Consider the following 16,976-nt stretch of genomic DNA (forward strand, 5'->3'; position numbering starts at 1 on the left):
AACATGATAAACAGTGTAAACAGTAATTTATTACTAAATAATAAACCCATGGCTGAAACGGATAACCAAGTAAGTACCAATAACGAGATCGTGAGTAGGGTAAATGAAGCCCCAGGTCATGATAAAAGGGCAATGGTAAGGCAGGTAAGCCCTGATAATGGCGGGTCAACGCTACTTAATAGCGCAGTAATAAATAATGGGGATTCGCTATTTAGGAAACAAATAATGGAGTTGGAAAAAGAGGTTGTTAATTTACGTGACAAGGTTAATGAAATAGAAAGAATACTAGATGCGGATGAAAAGCTCATCGAGAAGATACTGGAGCTTGATGGCAAATTGAAAAATGACATGTAATTAGTTATAAAGAGATTTCTTGGAACTCTAACGTTTACTACTGCGGGAGTGTCACAATTTCTGAATTTATTTATTTAAGCGGATATATACGGAAACCCTGGTGCCCTAATGACAACCTCGGAAAACTTAATGGTGGATACAAAGAAGGTGAAGATTCTAATACTTCAGATGTTAAAGGACATGGTCCTCAACGCAAAGGGTCAACTAATAACCTTCAGGCCCGCGAAGGTCGCCCAGGACATATCCATTTGGACAAGGAAGAGTCCACGTTCTGAATCAGTCATAGTCAGGAATTTCCTTGAGGAGCTTGTTGAGCTTGGTCTCATTAGGGTTATTAAGAGGAGTGCTAGGGGTAAGGTCTACGGTATAATGAGAAACACCGAGTTCTGGCTCATTCTTGAGCATAACAATGTTCATGAGATACTATCCTTCATTGATGGTTATAAATCCACGAGAAGAGGTAATACTAGTATAAATATGCTGAGGGAATTAGCTAATGCCCAAAAAAATAAACCTGGCACAGACAGCCACGAATGGCGGCAATAAGAATATATCAAATAATCCGTGATTTAATTAAAGATCCTCAATCCCTAATTAATTATGTAGAGGATTATTTATTGAAGATCGCTGGTTTGTTGTACGTGACTAGGGAGATCAACAGTGATATTGCTAGGTTGATGGTGTATGGTGATGATGGAAATGCCGAGTTAAGCATTAATCATGAGGTGAGAATAAGGGGTCGTGGTAAGGTAAAGGATCTTGTAAATGCACTGATCCTAAGGTATCTGGGCACTGATGGCGTACGTAGAATAACAATACTTCTCATAAAGAGGAAAAATAGGATTTATAGGGTTAATGATTTGCCAAGGGCCTACTCACCGCCTGTTGGCTTAATATGGCTTATGTTAATATCAATAATGGTGCTATCAATAATTATTGCTGTATTGAGAATTGTTAATGCAATACCATCACTACACCTAATAATAGTATTGCTCCTATCACCACTTTTAATACCAATTATTTATTCATACATATTACGATTAAAAATTAGACGTGGTGATTTAAGAAATGCACAAATAATAAAGTTTGTACTGGAGTACGGGGATTTTGATGAGAAGAGGTTTAACGAGGCTTTACGACTTTTATCTAGAATTGAAAATATAAAATCACTAAATGAAATAAGGAGATTTCTAATGCTATTGGTGAGCAACTCAAGAACAAGACCACAAAACTTCTATGAGGAGGAGATAAACGTTAACGACTTAATTAGTAGGTTAGGTATTAGGAAGAATTATGGCATTTACCTAGTTAATGTAAATCAATGTAACGCGGCATCCATTGGTTTACCCGGCATTAATTACATAATATTAACATCAAGACTTTTATCATGTCTGAGTACCAATGAGTTAATTGCTGTAATAATGCATGAGGTTGGGCATATTGTTCATGGAGACTCCGCAAAGGCATTGTTCTTAATATCGCTGGTTCAATTGGTGAATATTGCACTAATTACCTATATAATTCCATTGATGAGCCTACCAGCGATACCCATAATTATCGTCGCAATATTCTTCGAAATATTTGGCATGGCATATATAATGAAATTGAGCGAGTACTCAGCGGATAAGTACGCCCTCAAGTTTGTGCCGAAGAGGGACTTAGCCATGGCATTAATCAGAGTTACTTGGAAGGAATTACATAATGAATTGGTAAGAAGGAGATTTATTATTTTTGCATCGCACCCGCCAATATCGAGTAGGTTAGCCAGGATTATACGATAATTGGTAACTTACAATATTTCATTAGTTATTTAATGGTTAGTTTAATTTTTGTCCCTAGTTATGGCGTATACATGGACTTAATTGAGAAAATGAGTGAATTGAGGATGTTAATCAATAGGCTAGAGACTAAGTATCCCGAACTATCGGAATTATCATCATTAATAAATGACATAATAATTAAATGCGTATCATTATCAGACGTATTAATGGATATATACTCAATCACGGACTCGGCAATTCATGAGTTAATGCTTGAGGAAAACCCAGCATTAATTAATTTAAATTCAACATTAATTAGGAAGTACCTAGACATAGTTAGTAATTCTGAGGACTTAAATGATGCGTTGGCCAAGGTAACGCCTCAGGAACGATCATTATTAATTGATGCGATTAGGATCCTTAAGAAAAAGGGTATTGTTGACCTTGATATTAATTATGATAATGAGGGGCTCAAAATAAAAATAATAAATAGGGCTAGTAATGAGGGTCCGTGAGCAATTTCGATGATTACTATGAAAACGCGCTAGAGAAGGATATATATAACCCCAATTTCTTTCCGTATTTTAATATGCCTTACGATGTCCCTTTCGTACCTACGCCAGAGGTCGTGGTCAGGAGAATGCTTCAGCTAGCAAATGTTAAGAGGGATGAGGTTGTTTATGACCTTGGTTGTGGCGATGGTAGAATAGTAATAATGGCTGCTAGGGAATTTGGTGCTCAGGCTACTTGTATAGAAATTAGGAAGGATCTGTACGAACAAACACTTAAGAGGGTTAGGGATTTAGGGCTCGAAGATAGGATTCACGTAATTTACGGCAATTTCTTCGAGGAAGACTTGTCTGAGGCTGACGTGGTTACGATGTACCTACTCACAAGCGTTAATGAAAGGATAAAGCCTAAGCTCGAGCGTGAGCTCAGACCCAGCACCAGGATTGTGTCCCACGACTTTGAGGTTCCCGGCTGGAGACCCTTAATTGTTGAGGATCTATATGAGGAATGGAGAAGCCACAAGATATACCTATACAAGATATCGGGTCTTGAAGTACCAATACCCGTTAATGAGCTAGAGGAAAAGCTAAAGAACATGCAGCTTAATGAGAAGTACCTGGAGGTTCTCGAACTGATTGATGGTAATAGGTCCATTGAGGAGATATCAAACAAGATGCAATTAACCATAAGAAGTGTTAGAGATATAGTGAGTGAGTTAATGAGGCAGGGGCTCATTAAGGAGGTAAGGATTATTAAGTAATTTAAATTCATAAAACATTAAAAATAAATTAACTTATCCTATCCAATGAGCGGTTCACCCTTCATAACAAGTGAGGTTTATGACTTGGACGTTGGAATAAGCACGATAGATGATTTAATAGAAGCCTATAGCCGAATCGGTGGGTTCCAGGGTAGATACATAGCTGAGGCGGTGGATGTACTATTAAACATGTACAAAGACCCAGATACTACCGTCTTCTTATCCTTCACGGCAAACCTGGTCTCGACAGGGCTACGAGGCTTAATAGCAAAATTCATTGAAAGGGGTTTTGCGGATGTCGTAATCACGACAGCGGGTACCTGGACCACGACATAGCCAAGTCAATGGGTGGTAAGTATTACCAGAGTTACTTCGACGTCGATGATGTCGAGATGAGTAAGGCGGGTATTCATAGGATTGGCAATATTGCAGTTAGGAAGGAGCATTATGGACCATTAATTGAGAAGTTCGTGCACTCATCGCTTGAGGACTTATCGAGGATTAAGGAGGAGTGGGGTATTAGGGAGTTGCTTTGGGAGATGGGTAAGAGGATTGATGATGACTACTCAATACTTAGGGCAGCGTCAAAGGCTAAAGTGCCAATTTATGTACCTGGTTTCGTGGATGGTGCCTTTGGCACAGCAATACTTACATACAATGAAATGCAGAGGACGAGGACTGGGGGCAAGCAGGTTAGGGTGGATGTTCTTAGGGATGAGCATGAGCTAATGGACATTGTTTACTCAAGTAAGTCCCTGGGTGCATTAATAATTGGCGGCGGTATTTCCAAGCACCATGTTATTTGGTGGAGTCAGTTTGCCGGTGGGTTGATTATGTGGTTTACATAACGATGGCTGTTGAATGGGATGGGTCACTAAGTGGTGCTCGCCCAAAGGAGGCCATTACGTGGGGTAAGGTGAAGCCAACCGCGAGGCAGGCCTTTGTTCTTGAGGATGCCACCGTCGTGCTACCCATATTGATACCCTATGTAGTTAAGAAGATAGGCTTTAGGAAGGGTGTTAGGGCCATAGTTTAGAACGTAGTGCCTTATATAATAAGTTGAGTGTTATTAATCGATGGGCATGAAAGTGGGGAAAATAAGGAAGAGAGGGGATATATTTATTGAGGAGGTTTTGCTCATAGCAATATCGATGGCGGTGCTTGTGGCGTTAGTGTCATTGATAAGTGGCTTATTTGGAAATACCGTAACTGGGATAATGCATTTACAAGGCTCTGTTAATAACGCATTAAATGGCTTTGTGAATGATCTTCAGAAGGTGGTTTCCAATGCTTTCAATTTCACAGGCTAAGGACATAAGAAACATCGTGAATGAGCTAAGAAGTAGGGGTCTCAGTAAACTAGATATATACTTAATACTGAGGACGTTAAAACCAGACGCTAAGCTTGAGTACTTGTTGTCACCTAGCGAGCTAGACCTAATTAATAGGGTTAATGGGTTAAGGGTAGAGCTATATAGAATGAGGAATGAGCTTTATGACCTAGAGAAGAAGGTAAGGAGAAGGCATGAATTAATAATGGGCGTTTATGAGGAATTAATGAGAAGTAAGACTAAGTAATGGCTTATTCAGTATAAGAGTAAGTATTAAATATTAAGCTGTATCGTGCTTATTATGACGACAAAATACATCTTTGTAACCGGCGGTGTATTATCGGGATTGGGTAAGGGTATTACAACAGCATCCATTGGAAAAATCCTACAGGCCAGGGGCTATCGGGTAACTGCCATTAAGATAGACCCATACCTAAACGTTGATGCCGGCACTATGAACCCATTCCAGCATGGTGAAGTCTTTGTGACATTTGACGGCGGTGAAACAGACCTTGACCTTGGTCATTACGAGAGATTTCTCGATATAGAGGTTCCGAAGTACCATAACATTACCAGCGGCCAGGTTTACTATACCGTTATTAGGAGGGAGCGTAAGGGTAAGTACCTTGGACAGACGGTTCAGTTAATACCGCATGTCACCGAGGAGGTAAAGAGAAGAATATTACTTGTAACAAAGAGGGAGAAGCCGGATATTGTATTAATCGAGATTGGAGGTACGGTGGGGGATTATGAAGGACTACCGTTCCTAGAGACTGCAAGGCAAATGAGACTTGAAATGCCCAATGACGTATTGTTTGTTCATGTCGCCCTGGTCCCCATACTATCGACTACGGGCGAACTTAAGACAAAACCACTACAACACAGCGTTGCTGAGCTTAGGAGAGTTGGTATACAGCCTGACATAATAATAGCCCGATCGCCTAAACCATTGGACGAACAGACTAGGAGGAAGATCTCACTATTCACTAATGTGCCACTTGATGCAGTATTTACATCATATGACGTGGATACAATTTACAAGGTGCCATTAATACTCGAGGAACAGGGCTTAGGAAAATACATTGTAAATAAGTTAGGTTTAACCCAGGTGGAGCCTAACCTCGATGATTGGATAGCCTTTGTTAATGCTCTTGAGGATGGTAAGGAGGAGATTAATGTCTACATGTGTGGCAAGTACGTTAAGCTTCATGACTCTTACATAAGCATTGTCGAGGCCATCAAACACGCAGCTGCTAAGTTAGGGCTTAAGCCCAACATTGTTTGGTGCGATACTGAGGATATTGAGAAGGACCATATTAAAGTTACCGAGCTTAATAAAGCAGATGCCGTAATTGTACTGCCTGGATTTGGCGCTAGGGGTGTCGAGGGTAAGATTGAGGCTATAAGGTATGTGCGTGAGAATAACATACCGTTTCTAGGTATATGTTACGGTATGCAACTCGCCATTGTTGAGTTTGCAAGGAATGTTGTTGGTCTCAAGGGTGCTCACACCACCGAGGTTGATCCAAACACGCCCTATCCAGTCATTGATATAACCCCTGAGGAACAAAATATTGAGGAGTTAGGTGGGACTATGATACTTGGTGATAGAAGAATAAGTATCGTTAAGGGTACAATAGCTCACGCTATTTATGGAGCTACAGAGATTAAAGAGAGACATAGGCATAGGTATGAGATTAACCCCAAGTTTTTTTGATTTGCTCAGGGAGAAGGGCTTGGTATTCTCGGCATGGAGGTTGATGTACCTAGGTTGAGATAATAGAGCTACCAAGCCACTACTTCTTCATAGCTACGCAATTCCACCCAGAGTTTAGGAGTAGGCCGTTAAGGCACATCCACTATTCATTGCGCTATTAAGGGCTGCCTACAATAGAAGGCATGGTTTGTCATCACCATATAGCGTGAATACGACTGTATATGCATGATCAGTCTTCGAAGGCTCTGTCATTCAATCCACCGCGAACTGCATCATCATTAACTTGGTTATTTTACGTGATTGTATTATTTATAACCCTTCTGAGTTACTACTCGTGATAAGACGCATACTTTGGATAACCATTATTGTTGTATTTATGGCGCTGCCCATGCTTAGTTATGCGCAGGTAACTATTAATTACCTAGGGTTAACATTTATTATAACAATCAATCCTTCACTGAAGTAATTAATATAACCAATAATAAATTAATAATACCAATATATCAATACTGTTCACAGGGAGGTAATGTAACGATTAATGCATACCTAGACCCTCTCTCAAACGAGGGCATAATATCAGCGTCTCTAGTGCTGTACAATGGAACTCTTCTAAATGCCCCGGTTATTAGTTATAGTCCCAAGTATGTTAGTATGGAAGTTAATTGTTCATTGCCCATATACGGTGTCTATCTCAGTTTAGGACCTTATGGCCCATACCCACCCGAGGCTTGATAATACCTGGTTCAAATATGACGTTCACAATGACCCAGGGTTCCATGAATATATCAATACCCATAACTCCTGGTCTCAACTATTTATTTTCAATAGTTAAATTGATAACAATATCGCCTGCCGAGGCTAGTATTGACAATTACCTAACTGCGGAGTTAGGCGTGGAATACGCAAGCATTAATATTGATTCCCTAAGTACATACGCTAAAATAACGACTTATATTACGTACTTAAGCAATATAGATATCACGACCAATGGCACAACGTATATCACGGTAACGCCCTACTACTATGTACAAATAAACAATAATATCCAAAACCTGGTACTGGCTGTTTCATCAAAACCATTAATAATGCTTACAGGAGCACCATGGATTCATTACTCTTACAGTAACTGCACAGTGGTTAATACAGGTATTCCAGGAATAACACCGTGGACAACCTATCTGTTATACACGCCCTACTGTTCAATCAATACATCAATTAGTCCAATAACTGTGAATTTCGTTGATGAATCCATGCAGGAGTTAAAATGCAATAACGTGTTTATAGCAACACAGGGAGGCTCAGTATTAGGTTTAACAAGTAATTTAACGTTAAATCCAGAATCAAATAGAGTATTATATATAACCATTAATGGCATGAAAACCATAGGTATTTACCTTAATTCGATACCAGTATCTACCATTACAGTAAGTATTCCTTTAATTCCACGTTCAAGTCTATCAATAATTGATAAGGCCGGAAATCCAATAAATGCGTTAATTTATTTAAATATTAACGGAACATTGGTACCACTCGTCAATGGTTCATGCATTTACCCAGGTAACTACGATGTATATGCGCTTACGAATGGTGAATTAATGAACCTAGGTACAAGCGATATTTATCAGGGCAGTTCATTAATGGTGCCAATATTCTCCAATTACACATTGCATGTTGTAATTCCCAATGAATGCCCCGATTTAAGGCTAGAATTATTAATTAGGTATGGTAACAACCAGTATATAATTCCACTAAGTGGCAGCAGTGAGGATGTAAACATACCTGACGCCATAATTAATAGTCAGGTACAGGTGGAATTATTGGGCAATGGGTCGCTTCTTTATAGTCGCATAATAACAATAAATAATAGTAACCCGGAGGAGCTGGTGATTAATCCGCACATTGTCAATTTCGCACCCACTGACCTACTTAATAATGAGTTACCAAATGCAATATTAAATATTGGTGATTTATACTACGTGGGTTCCGGTAGGTACTGCGTTCCAATTAATTCCTCAATTGGTATGGTTATCTATGGTAATGATATATATGTCGTGAATATACCAGCGGTAATGTCAATGTTAGGGTCTGGACACTGGGAGCTCTAGGCATTAAGTCATTGCTAATAATATTTGGCTTATTAACGTTGCTTCTCATCATTGTTTTAATGATAAAGGGGCTAAGTAATGGTGGATCTAACAATGATGACTACATAGTCATTGAATAACCATTAATCACGTCACTTAGCACTTTTATACCCTCCCTTATTAGGTCAATTCTTATTGATCCAATACTAAGCCTTGCCGTATTCTGTCTACCACCATTAATGAAGAACTTACCCCCAGGAACAAACACTACCTTCTGCTTAACACTTCTCTTCAGTAATTCCCATGCATTTACGCCAGTGTTTATGAAGGCATAGAAGCCGCAGGATGGCCTAAACATTAGGGTATTCGGCAAATAATCGTCTAGCGCCTTGACTAGTTCCTGAAGTTTCCTGGGGTATAGTTCACGTGCTTTTCTAATAACATCATCTGCGATACCTCTTCTTAATAAGTCGAAAACCAGGTATTGATTAAGCGTCGAGGCTGCAAAATCATGCTGTTCAAGTTTCTCCAGGTTATTCCTTAACTCACCACTTGCTATTGCAAATCCAATCCTCAAGCCGGGACCGAGGATCTTCGAGAACGTACCAACGTAAATAACATCATTATTAATTGCCTTAAGTGCGGGCTCAGTGTTGGGATACAGTGATGTATATGGGTCATCCTCGATAATTATTAACCCATACTCCCTTGCAATCTCGATCAAGTGTTTTCTCCTATTTCTGCTCAGGGAGACCCCTGTTGGATTGTGGCAGTTGGGTACGGTATATATAATACCAGGTCCATGGGTCTTAACCAACCTCTCTAGCTCGTGCGTATTCACGCCTTCATCATCGATGGGGACGCTAATTAATCGTGCTCCCTGGAATTTCATGGGTGCGATAGTCTCCACAAATGTGGGGTCCTCGACATAGACCACGGTCCTTCTCCTCATTAGTAGTTGTGATAGTAACTTAATGGCGTGTTGAGCACCAGCGGTCACTATTACATCTCTCCAATTGGCGTTTATACCAAGGACCCTATTGGCGTATCTCGATAACTCAATCCTCAATTCCCTTAAACCACCAGCGCCTGGATACGCGATAATCGCCTTACCATATTCCTCATAAACCCTCTCGAAGGATTTTCTCAACTCATCAAATGGTAATAGGCCTGGGTCAGGTGCACCACTGGCGAAGTTATACTTAATGCCTCTTCTTGCCAACCTGCTCGCCAACTCAACAGGAGACCAGTACAGTCGCATTAAGTCCTTACTTGGCTTTTAACCTATTTATGTTCTTCCTGCCAACGCTTCATTAACTCCCTCCTTGCTCTGTAATACTGCACCACCGAGAATACTACCAGGGCTAAGAATATTAGGAAAATAACGTATGTGAACCAAATCAGTGGTTGTGGTATCTGTACATTGCCGAACTTTATAATTGTTGGCAATGGAAATGGAATCACGACAATGCCACCAATATTAGAAGACGGTGCATACGCACCGCCAATTCCCGTTGAAATGATGATCGCTATGATCGCCATAACGGGTATGAGAACCGCAAGAATTATTAGTAAAATACCGAGTTGGTAAAGTCTCATGGCAATCGCCTCACAATATGCCAGGTAGTAACATGAGTATCACGAATAGCGCCACAATTATTATCGTAAGTACTATAGCCCACTTAATGATGGATAAGTCATTACCAAAGATTATCGGCACCGGGCCTATTAAGACTACGCCACCAACACTTGACTTTCTCTTCTCATTCTCATCCTCCTTTTCCTCCTCGTGGCTCCTCATTACGTCAATTATTATTAGCACAATCCCTAATAATGCCAGTATTATCGATAGTGTCACTGCAAGGCTCATTACGTAGGCTATATTCATCACATTGCACTAATCCTAAAGGGGGATTAAAACCTATTTCTCTTACAGCTTAAAATTTAAAAGGGTGATCAATTGGTTCATAGCCGATGCCGTTTCAGAAGGGTGATTACGTACTACTTGAGTACACGGTTATTGATAAGGATGATAACAGGGTTGTGGAAACCACGGTAGAGGACAAGGCCAAGGAGGCAGGTATTTATAGGCCTGATGAGATTTATGAACCACGCCTAATAATAATAGGCGAAACAAAGCTCTTCGAGCCACTAGAGCAAGCAATAATGAATTCAAGCGAGGGCCAGGAAATAACAGTGGAGATACCGCCAGACAAGGCCTTTGGTCAGAGGGACCCAGGCAAGGTTAAGGTTATGTCCATCAGGGAGTTTTATAGGTATGGCAAGTTACCCAAGGTTGGTGATATTGTCGAGGTTAATAACCAGCAAGGTAGGGTCGTTAGTATAACGGGTGGTAGGGTTACCCTAGACTTCAATCATCCACTGGCCGGTAAGACCCTCGTGGTCACGGCTAAGGTGGTTAAGAAGCTTGAGACAGTGCAGGACAAGGTTAAGTACATAATTAAGCAGTACATACCGAGGATTGATATTGATAAAGTGGGGGTGGAGCTTAGTCAAGATGGTTCTATTGTAACGATTAAGTTACCTATCGAGACGTTATTCGTGGAGAACATAGGCACAATAAAGGCTAGAATAGCTGATGATGTTGGAAACAAGTTCACGAACGTAAATAAGGTAGTCTTTGTTGATGAAATAGAGATTAAGAGGGAGACTGAGGCAAAGCCTGCGGAGACTAAGGCTGAGGAGAAGCAGGCGGAGTCAAAGCCCGAGACCCAGCAGGCGCAGCAATCCTCTCAGTGAGTTAAAGAATCAGGTTAAGATTTATTAATAAAGTAGTTCTCATTGGGCTTGATGTTTAGTGCAGGTAATGAAAACCTAACCAGATTAATGACCGGAACCACCACGGTAGGGATAGTGATTAATGACGGTGTCGTTCTAGCCACGGACAGGAGGGTAACTGCCGGTTACTACATAGCCCATAGAAAGAAGGGCGTTAAGATCTGGAAAGTTGACAATCATATAGCAGCGACAATGAGTGGTGGTGTTGCAGACCTTCAGAAGGTGCTTGATGCATTGACGGCAACCGCGATACAGTACAAGATAGAGACTGGCAAGCCAATATCGATAAAGGCCCTAGCCAACTACGCATCTCTCGTGGTATTCTCAAGCAGGCCGTATGTTTACCTGGTTCACATGATACTTGGTGGTTGGGACCCTGATGAGGGACCCGTAATATATATGCTTGATTTCTTCGGGACATTAACAAGGGAAACAGAGTTCATGGCCACTGGCAGTGGTTCACCAACAGCGTTTGGTGTTCTTGAGGATGGTTATAGGAGGGACATGAGTATTGAGGACGCAATCAGGCTTGCGGTTAGGGCCGTCAGGTCGGCCATTTACCACGATCCAGGGAGTGGTGAGGGTATTGACGTCGTAACAATAACCAAGGAGGGCTATAGGGAGGTTAATTCTGAGCCATACCTTAAGGAGTTAATTCGATAACGCTATTGATTAACCCTTCCCTTAACATTTATGTAGTAATTACAAACCTCCTTAAATCCGCACACGTCGCACCTTGGGTTCCTGGCCCTACATACGTCTCTACCAAACTGGATTAGCTTAAGGTGAATCTCCAGGTATCTGCTGGGATCTGGCGTTAATATGCTCATCCAAGCTCTCTGTATCTCACGGTAATTCCTAGATCTAGCAATACCGAGCCTAAGGGATATCCTAGTTATGTGCGTATCAACAGGGAATGTTAGCTTACCCAGGTTAACGAGTATCACATCCGCGGTCTTCTCACCAACGCCAGGAAGTTCGAGTAACGCCTTCCTGGCATCATCAAGCGGGAGATCCTTAATCCACACTAGGTTACCACCATACTTCTCAAGGACTACCTTAGATAATTCAATAATTTTCCTAGCCCTAACCCTATACATACCGGCAGGCCTAATGGCGTTGGCCAAAGCATCCTCACCAATACTTACTAGTTTCTCAGGCGTTATATCACTAACAACCTTAGTGAGGTTTTCATAGGCCCTAAGCGCATTCTTATCATTCGTGTTCTGCGTCAGTATTGTCACAACGAGCGCCTTAAAGATGTCATTACCACTCCTAAACACATAGAGGACCGCAAACCTCCTAGCTCTATCTTAACATTAGCGAGGGCCTTAAGCACCAACTCTTCTGTCAAGGCCATATGAAATCACGCCTTAACGCCTTTCTTAAGCATATACAGCGTTATAGCTAACGCTGACTTAACATCTCTTATACTGCCACTGAGGACCATATTCACCGCATCCCTAAAATCAACAATAACCCTATTAATGACCTCGTAAGGTTCAGGCCTTGGTTCACCCAACCTCTTAACGTTAGCATAGTAAATTACCATATATTCAGTGGAGTAACCAGGCGTGGTGAAGCCCTCAAATAACTTCTCGAAGTAATAAGCCTCAGCACCAACCTCCTCATTAAGTTCCCTAATCAAGGCCTCCTCAGGCCTTTCACCCTCCTCAACGACACCAGCCGGTATTTCAAGGATGTAATCATTAATGACAGGCCTAAACTGACGTAGTAATACAACCTTATTACCGTCATAAATTGGTAAAGCGGCTACGGCATGCGGAAATATTATTTTCTCTACATTCATCTCATGTTTATTCGGCAATACGACCTTAGATACATCTAGCGTGACTCGCCTGCCTCTGTAAACTATAACCATTGTCTAGTAAGTAATGCGTTACCTTAAAAATTTCTCATTTCTGTGCTTGCACTGCCAGCCTTCTTCTTCGTTACCTCACGAACCAGGTCAGCTTCCTTGGATCGCGATTATACTTAATCATACTAACAAAACATCTCCTGCTGCAGAATCTAAGCACCGTGCCATCAGCTCTGACGTACATTATCCCAGTGCCTGGCGGTATTGGTCTCCCGCAGAAAGCGCATGTGTAAATTCTCATACAGCGTCCGTATTTAGTAATGATTTTTAAAGTTTATGCAAATATTTTGTGAAATACGTAATGGCCTAATTCCTCATGGCGTCCTTCTTAGGTCAATACCCATAGGTCTTTTACAGTTTATTTTCAATGATCAATATGAACAACCCTTCTAAACCATAGTTCATAATTGACCATACTTACCACACATGAGGAAGACAATATTTGCATTATCTACGCTATTAGGAAAAATGATTTTAAATCAAGTCTTCTCATCATTCTAGATAATTATGAGTAAGGTTGATGCATCATTAGTGGATTACAGGCCACCAATCACCGTAGTGGTTGGTCATGTCGATGTAGGCAAGACACTGCTCCTTGACAAGATAAGGGGGACCTTCGTAGCCTATAGGGAGCCAGGCATGATAACACAGCACATAGGCCTATCATTCATACCGTGGAATGCCGTGGAGAGGATAGCCGACCCATTACTCATAAAGTTTAGGCTTAAGGGTAAGGTATGGATTAAGGGCTTCCTCATGGTGGACACACCAGGCCACGCCGCCTTCTCAAACCTGAGGCGTAGGGGTGGCTCTGTGGCTGACTTGGCCGTGTTAGTTATAGACATCACTAGAGGGTTCGAGGAACAAACCTACGAAAGTCTAACCTTAATTAGATCTAGGAACATACCCTTCGTAGTCGCTGCGAACAAGCTCGATAGAATATATGGTTGGGAACCCCATGAGAATGCGCCATTCCTTGAATCATATGATAAACAAAGAGAGGATGTCCAAGGTAGGGTTGAGGAGGCCATAGCAAGGATGATAGAGGAGTTCAATAAGTTGGGGATGGATGCTGACAGGTATGACAGAGTGAGGGACTTCAATACCCAGGTACCTATTGTACCCACGAGCGCGGTCACTGGCGAGGGCTTGGCCGATTTACTCGTCGTTCTTGCCGGGCTAAGCCAGAGGTTCAATAGGGAGAAGCTTAAGGTGATGTATGGACGGTAAGGGCGTTGTCATGGAGATTAGGGAGGAGAAGGGTTGGGGCGCCACGGCAGACGTCGTGCTTTATGACGGGGTGATTAGGAAGGGGGACTTAATAGTTACGGCAGGGCTCGAGGGCCCAGTGAGCACTAAGGTTAAGATGCTCGTCATGCCAAAGCCACTTGACGAGATGAGGGATCCTGAGGATAGGTATATGTTCATGGACGAGGTTAAGGCCGCGGCTGGCGTTAAGATAATTGCTGATGGTCTTGACCAAGTCGTCCCAGGTGCACCGGTATTCGTCGTACCCCAGGGCTCATCATTAGATGAGTACGTAAAAATGGTCAGGGAGGAGGTTTCGGAGGTTAGGATTGAGACTGATAAGGAGGGTGTCATTGCCAAGGCCGATACATTGGGTACTCGAGGCCATGGTAGTCTACCTTAGGAGTCAGGGAATACCCGTTAGAAAGGCTGATGTCGGTAATGTGAGCAGGAGGGATGTCGTTGAGGCTCCATAGTCAGGAAGAAGGATCCGCTTTACGGCGTTGTCCTTGCATTTAACGTCAAGGTCCCGCATGATGTTGAGGTAGAGGCTATGCAGTATGGAGTAAAGATATTCAGGAACGAGATCCTCTACAGACTTGTTGAGGAGTTCACCCAGTGGTATAGAGAGCAGAGGACAAGGCTTGTGGAAATGGAGCTTGATAAGTACATAAGCCTGGGAAGATAAGGATACTCCCTGGCTACGTATTCAGGAGGAGTGACCCAGTCATTGTTGGTATTGCGGTGCTTGAGGGGTTGATAAAGCCTGGATACCATTGATCAGGGGTGATGGTAAGAGGGTGGGCACTATAATGCAGATTCAGGATAAGGGTAAGAACATACAAGAGGCTAGGAAGGGTATGGAGGTCGCGATATCGATAGAGGGTAACATAATGGTTGGTAGGCAGGTAAAGGAAGGCGATGAGTTATACGTTGACGTGCCCGAGGAACACGCAATAACCCTAATGACCCAGTTCAAGGATCAGTTAACGGAGGACGAAATATCACTACTCAAGGAGATACTGAAAATTAAGCGTTCATCGAAATGATACGCTAAATAACCTAGATTTACATTGTTCATGAACGATATAAATATCATCCATAATCATAATCCTAAGGCATAGTAGTTTATGTATGAATGGATAATACTTATAAAGAAAAAAATAGGTAGGAAACACGGTGGTAACTATCTGGGTCAGGAAAAATACCGAATAGACCTACCAATAGATGAGATACCTACGTATTGGTATAACATACTTGCAGACCTACCAGAACCACTACCACCACCGTATGACCCAGATAATGGCAAAAGGCTAGAACTCCTAAAGCAGGTAATACCATCAGAGCCACTAAGGCTTGAATCCTCCACGGAGAGGTTTGTGAAAATACCCGAGGAAGTCCTAGAACGCTACCTACAGGTGGGTAGACCAACGCCATTAATAAGGGCAAGGAAGTTTGAGGAATATCTAAACGCGCCAGTTAGGATTTACCTAAAGATGGAGGGCTACACATACACGGGTAGCCACAAGATAAACTCCGCACTTGCCTGGGTATATTACGCCCTGAAGGATGGAGCCAAGTTCGTAACCACAGAAACTGGGGCCGGGCAGTGGGCTCTGCCGTTGCCCTGGCCGCCGCTCTGTTTAAGGTTAAGGCCCATGTGTTCATGGTTAGGGCAAGTTATTACGCGAAGCCACTGAGGAGGTACTTAATGCAGATGTACGGAGCCGAGGTCCACCCAAGCCCAAGCGAGTTAACAGAATTCGGCAGGAAATTACTACGTGAAAACCCTAACCACCCAGCAGCCTGGGTATTGCAATAACGGAATCCGCCGAGTACGCACTAAAGAATGGTGGTAAGTACGTGGTTGGTAGCGTAATAAATGTCGACATAATGTTTAAGACCATTGCAGGTCTTGAGGCTAAGAAGCAGTTAGAATTAATTGGTGAGGATCCCGATGTGATGATTGGCGTAGTTGGGGGAGGTAGCAATTGGGGTGGAGTCTTTTTCCCATTCATAGGTGAGGAGCTTAGGAGTGGTAAGGTTAGGCGCAGGTATATCGCGGTTGGAGCCATAGAAGTCCCAAAGGTGACCAAGGGCGTTTATAGGTACGATGATCCTGACACGGGTAGGGTATTGCCTCAATTGAAGATGTTCACCATTGGTGCCGACTTCGTGCCACCGCCAATCTATGCAGGTGGTTTGAGGTACCACGCCGTGGCGCCAACACTGTCTTATCTAATGAGTAAGGGGTATGTTGAGGGTCGTGATTATGACCAGGAAACCGTGTTTAGGATGGCCCAGGTATTTGCTCAGGTCGAGGGGTACGTGCCAGCGCCGGAGACGGCCCATGTACTACCTGTTATTAAGGAGATTGCTGAGGAGGCCAGGAGGACTGGCGAGAGGAGGGTAATCCTAATTAGCTTTTCGGGGCATGGACTGCTTGACCTAGGTAATTACGCGGATGTGCTCGGTTTTGAGAAGCATAAAGCATTCATGCGCTTAGCCCTGATAAAAATATGTGGGCAGGGATT

The 16,976-nt window shown here is 42.4% G+C and carries 16 protein-coding genes and 4 pseudogenes; 14 read left to right on the forward strand and 6 right to left on the reverse strand.

Translation table 11 applies throughout. From position 1 onward, the window contains the following. Nucleotides 1-48 precede the first annotated feature (48 nt). The 10 genes and pseudogenes from JCM16159_RS06895 to JCM16159_RS06940 all read left to right on the forward strand — a co-directional run bounded on the left by JCM16159_RS06895 (nucleotide 49) and on the right by JCM16159_RS06940 (nucleotide 8,537). Complete coding sequence (locus JCM16159_RS06895) at nucleotides 49-354, forward strand: hypothetical protein (RefSeq protein WP_243666220.1); 306 nt, start codon at nucleotides 49-51, stop codon at nucleotides 352-354. A 108-nt stretch (nucleotides 355-462) separates the two neighbouring features. Beyond that, on the forward strand, nucleotides 463-900 hold the full coding sequence (locus tag JCM16159_RS06900; RefSeq protein WP_243666221.1) for a hypothetical protein: 438 nt from the start codon (nucleotides 463-465) through the stop codon (nucleotides 898-900). After that, nucleotides 888-2,135: a M48 family metalloprotease gene (locus tag JCM16159_RS06905; RefSeq protein WP_054857360.1), complete on the forward strand. Its 1,248-nt coding sequence runs from the start codon at nucleotides 888-890 to the stop codon at nucleotides 2,133-2,135. The genes JCM16159_RS06900 and JCM16159_RS06905 overlap by 13 nt, the downstream gene beginning before the upstream one ends. A 32-nt stretch (nucleotides 2,136-2,167) precedes the next feature. Beyond that, complete coding sequence (locus JCM16159_RS06910; RefSeq protein WP_243666222.1) at nucleotides 2,168-2,629, forward strand: hypothetical protein; 462 nt, start codon at nucleotides 2,168-2,170, stop codon at nucleotides 2,627-2,629. Then, on the forward strand, nucleotides 2,626-3,384 hold the full coding sequence (locus JCM16159_RS06915; protein ID WP_054857362.1) for a class I SAM-dependent methyltransferase: 759 nt from the start codon (nucleotides 2,626-2,628) through the stop codon (nucleotides 3,382-3,384). The genes JCM16159_RS06910 and JCM16159_RS06915 overlap by 4 nt, the downstream gene beginning before the upstream one ends. Before the next feature lie 45 nt (nucleotides 3,385-3,429). Continuing rightward, a pseudogene (locus tag JCM16159_RS06920) lies at nucleotides 3,430-4,420 on the forward strand (deoxyhypusine synthase). A 40-nt stretch (nucleotides 4,421-4,460) separates the two neighbouring features. Beyond that, complete coding sequence (locus tag JCM16159_RS06925; protein WP_054857363.1) at nucleotides 4,461-4,694, forward strand: hypothetical protein; 234 nt, start codon at nucleotides 4,461-4,463, stop codon at nucleotides 4,692-4,694. Continuing rightward, on the forward strand, nucleotides 4,672-4,962 hold the full coding sequence (locus tag JCM16159_RS06930) for a hypothetical protein (RefSeq protein ID WP_054857364.1): 291 nt from the start codon (nucleotides 4,672-4,674) through the stop codon (nucleotides 4,960-4,962). Before JCM16159_RS06925 ends, JCM16159_RS06930 begins: the two co-directional genes overlap by 23 nt. Before the next feature lie 54 nt (nucleotides 4,963-5,016). Then, nucleotides 5,017-6,661, forward strand: a pseudogene (locus JCM16159_RS06935) (CTP synthase). A gap of 520 nt (nucleotides 6,662-7,181) precedes the next feature. After that, on the forward strand, nucleotides 7,182-8,537 hold the full coding sequence (locus JCM16159_RS06940) for a hypothetical protein (protein WP_243666223.1): 1,356 nt from the start codon (nucleotides 7,182-7,184) through the stop codon (nucleotides 8,535-8,537). A gap of 100 nt (nucleotides 8,538-8,637) precedes the next feature. Here JCM16159_RS06940 and JCM16159_RS06945 read toward each other — a convergent pair whose 3' ends face one another. From JCM16159_RS06945 to JCM16159_RS06955, 3 genes are read right to left on the reverse strand one after another with little or no spacing between them, the layout of a single operon-like run. Beyond that, nucleotides 8,638-9,777, reverse strand: a complete 1,140-nt coding sequence (locus JCM16159_RS06945) for a PLP-dependent aminotransferase family protein (RefSeq protein WP_054857366.1) — start codon at nucleotides 9,775-9,777, stop codon at nucleotides 8,638-8,640. A gap of 23 nt (nucleotides 9,778-9,800) precedes the next feature. Then, nucleotides 9,801-10,115, reverse strand: a complete 315-nt coding sequence (locus JCM16159_RS06950; protein ID WP_054857367.1) for a hypothetical protein — start codon at nucleotides 10,113-10,115, stop codon at nucleotides 9,801-9,803. 10 nt (nucleotides 10,116-10,125) lie between these two features. Then, nucleotides 10,126-10,404 carry a DUF131 domain-containing protein gene (locus JCM16159_RS06955; protein WP_054857368.1) on the reverse strand — a complete coding sequence of 93 codons (279 nt, stop codon included), beginning with the start codon at nucleotides 10,402-10,404 and terminating at the stop codon, nucleotides 10,126-10,128. Between the two features lie 86 nt (nucleotides 10,405-10,490). On the opposite strand from JCM16159_RS06955, the gene JCM16159_RS06960 reads away from it, so the two are divergent. Then, the gene (locus JCM16159_RS06960; RefSeq protein WP_054857369.1) at nucleotides 10,491-11,276 is read left to right on the forward strand and encodes a peptidylprolyl isomerase; all 786 of its coding nucleotides are present in this window, start codon (nucleotides 10,491-10,493) and stop codon (nucleotides 11,274-11,276) included. A gap of 51 nt (nucleotides 11,277-11,327) precedes the next feature. Continuing rightward, nucleotides 11,328-11,978 carry a proteasome subunit beta gene (locus JCM16159_RS06965; protein ID WP_243666224.1) on the forward strand — a complete coding sequence of 217 codons (651 nt, stop codon included), beginning with the start codon at nucleotides 11,328-11,330 and terminating at the stop codon, nucleotides 11,976-11,978. Between the two features lie 2 nt (nucleotides 11,979-11,980). Here JCM16159_RS06965 and nth read toward each other — a convergent pair whose 3' ends face one another. From nth to JCM16159_RS06980, 3 genes are all read right to left on the reverse strand, one after another. Next, the gene (gene nth / locus JCM16159_RS06970; protein ID WP_243666225.1) at nucleotides 11,981-12,598 is read right to left on the reverse strand and encodes an endonuclease III; all 618 of its coding nucleotides are present in this window, start codon (nucleotides 12,596-12,598) and stop codon (nucleotides 11,981-11,983) included. A gap of 83 nt (nucleotides 12,599-12,681) precedes the next feature. Beyond that, nucleotides 12,682-13,197: an NUDIX hydrolase gene (locus JCM16159_RS06975; protein WP_054857370.1), complete on the reverse strand. Its 516-nt coding sequence runs from the start codon at nucleotides 13,195-13,197 to the stop codon at nucleotides 12,682-12,684. 70 nt (nucleotides 13,198-13,267) lie between these two features. Further along, nucleotides 13,268-13,435 (reverse strand): 50S ribosomal protein L24e, encoded by a 168-nt coding sequence (locus JCM16159_RS06980; RefSeq protein WP_054857371.1) that lies wholly within the window; start codon nucleotides 13,433-13,435, stop codon nucleotides 13,268-13,270. A gap of 266 nt (nucleotides 13,436-13,701) precedes the next feature. On the opposite strand from JCM16159_RS06980, the pseudogene infB reads away from it, so the two are divergent. Next, nucleotides 13,702-15,491, forward strand: a pseudogene (gene infB, locus JCM16159_RS06985) (translation initiation factor IF-2). A gap of 141 nt (nucleotides 15,492-15,632) precedes the next feature. Further along, nucleotides 15,633-16,923 (forward strand): annotated as a pseudogene (locus tag JCM16159_RS06990) (TrpB-like pyridoxal phosphate-dependent enzyme); the annotation flags it as partial. Nucleotides 16,924-16,976: the final 53 nt, after the last annotated feature.

The sequence above is a fragment of the Vulcanisaeta sp. JCM 16159 genome (genome assembly GCF_001316265.1).
In the GTDB taxonomy this organism is placed as follows: Archaea; Thermoproteota; Thermoprotei; order Thermoproteales; family Thermocladiaceae; genus Vulcanisaeta.

What these genes read in the sequence shown, in the direction of transcription:
- JCM16159_RS06945 (WP_054857366.1), bottom strand. Translation starts at nt 9,777, where the DNA reads ATGCGACTGTACTGGTCTCCTGTTGAGTTGGCGAGCAGGTTGGCAAGA.
- JCM16159_RS06960 (WP_054857369.1), top strand. Translation starts at nt 10,491, where the DNA reads ATGCCGTTTCAGAAGGGTGATTACGTACTACTTGAGTACACGGTTATT.
- JCM16159_RS06925 (WP_054857363.1), top strand. Translation starts at nt 4,461, where the DNA reads ATGGGCATGAAAGTGGGGAAAATAAGGAAGAGAGGGGATATATTTATT.
- JCM16159_RS06975 (WP_054857370.1), bottom strand. Translation starts at nt 13,197, where the DNA reads ATGGTTATAGTTTACAGAGGCAGGCGAGTCACGCTAGATGTATCTAAG.
- JCM16159_RS06905 (WP_054857360.1), top strand. Translation starts at nt 888, where the DNA reads ATGGCGGCAATAAGAATATATCAAATAATCCGTGATTTAATTAAAGAT.
- JCM16159_RS06965 (WP_243666224.1), top strand. Translation starts at nt 11,328, where the DNA reads ATGTTTAGTGCAGGTAATGAAAACCTAACCAGATTAATGACCGGAACC.
- JCM16159_RS06930 (WP_054857364.1), top strand. Translation starts at nt 4,672, where the DNA reads ATGCTTTCAATTTCACAGGCTAAGGACATAAGAAACATCGTGAATGAG.
- JCM16159_RS06950 (WP_054857367.1), bottom strand. Translation starts at nt 10,115, where the DNA reads ATGAGACTTTACCAACTCGGTATTTTACTAATAATTCTTGCGGTTCTC.
- JCM16159_RS06900 (WP_243666221.1), top strand. Translation starts at nt 463, where the DNA reads ATGACAACCTCGGAAAACTTAATGGTGGATACAAAGAAGGTGAAGATT.
- JCM16159_RS06895 (WP_243666220.1), top strand. Translation starts at nt 49, where the DNA reads ATGGCTGAAACGGATAACCAAGTAAGTACCAATAACGAGATCGTGAGT.
- JCM16159_RS06955 (WP_054857368.1), bottom strand. Translation starts at nt 10,404, where the DNA reads ATGAATATAGCCTACGTAATGAGCCTTGCAGTGACACTATCGATAATA.
- JCM16159_RS06980 (WP_054857371.1), bottom strand. Translation starts at nt 13,435, where the DNA reads ATGAGAATTTACACATGCGCTTTCTGCGGGAGACCAATACCGCCAGGC.
- JCM16159_RS06910 (WP_243666222.1), top strand. Translation starts at nt 2,168, where the DNA reads ATGGTTAGTTTAATTTTTGTCCCTAGTTATGGCGTATACATGGACTTA.
- JCM16159_RS06940 (WP_243666223.1), top strand. Translation starts at nt 7,182, where the DNA reads ATGACGTTCACAATGACCCAGGGTTCCATGAATATATCAATACCCATA.